The following is a 563-nucleotide window of genomic DNA, read 5'->3' as shown; positions in this document are numbered from 1 at the left end:
CGGCGAACGCTCTGTCGATCTGCGAGGTTCGCGGGTGGTACGGTATTCAGGCGGCCTTGCGCGAGACGCCCGCGTCGGCTTCGAGCACGTCCATCACGTCTTCCTCGCGCATGACGAGCAGTTCCTCGCCATCCACTTTGATGGTCTGGCCTGCATACTTGCCGCAAATCATCTGGTCACCGACCTTTAGCTGGAGCGCGCGCTGCGTTCCATCCTGCAGCAGTCGGCCATGTTGCCGACAGCAACGACTTCGCCTTGTTCGGGCTTTTCCGCGGCTGAATCGGGAATCACAATGCCCGAGGCGGTCGTACGCTGCTGCTCGATTCGCTTGACGATAACCCGGTCGTAGAGGGGACGAATCTGCATTTCCATCTCCTGAGCGATCAAAGGATCACGAAAAAGAGAATCCGGCTGCGCAGGCGCCCCGTGCGTTCGGAGTCGCCGCTGCACGGCCGTGCCGATGCCTGGCGGAATGCGAAATAATGGCGTGCGACGCGCCCTTCAAAAGGGCACGAAAAATGTGACTGTAACTAAACCCTTCAGCGTGTCAGGACGCGCCGGAC

The 563-nt window shown here is 60.4% G+C and carries 1 pseudogene; it reads right to left on the bottom strand.

The features are described 5' to 3' along the window. Positions 1-46 precede the first annotated feature (46 nt). A pseudogene (locus AWB75_RS36555) lies at positions 47-366 on the bottom strand (co-chaperone GroES). Between the last annotated feature and the right edge of the window lie 197 nt (positions 367-563).

Source organism: Caballeronia catudaia (assembly GCF_001544755.2).
GTDB lineage: Bacteria > Pseudomonadota > Gammaproteobacteria > Burkholderiales > Burkholderiaceae > Caballeronia > Caballeronia catudaia.
Note: the sequence above shows the minus strand (reverse complement) of the source record. Positions and strands in the feature narration are given on the sequence as shown.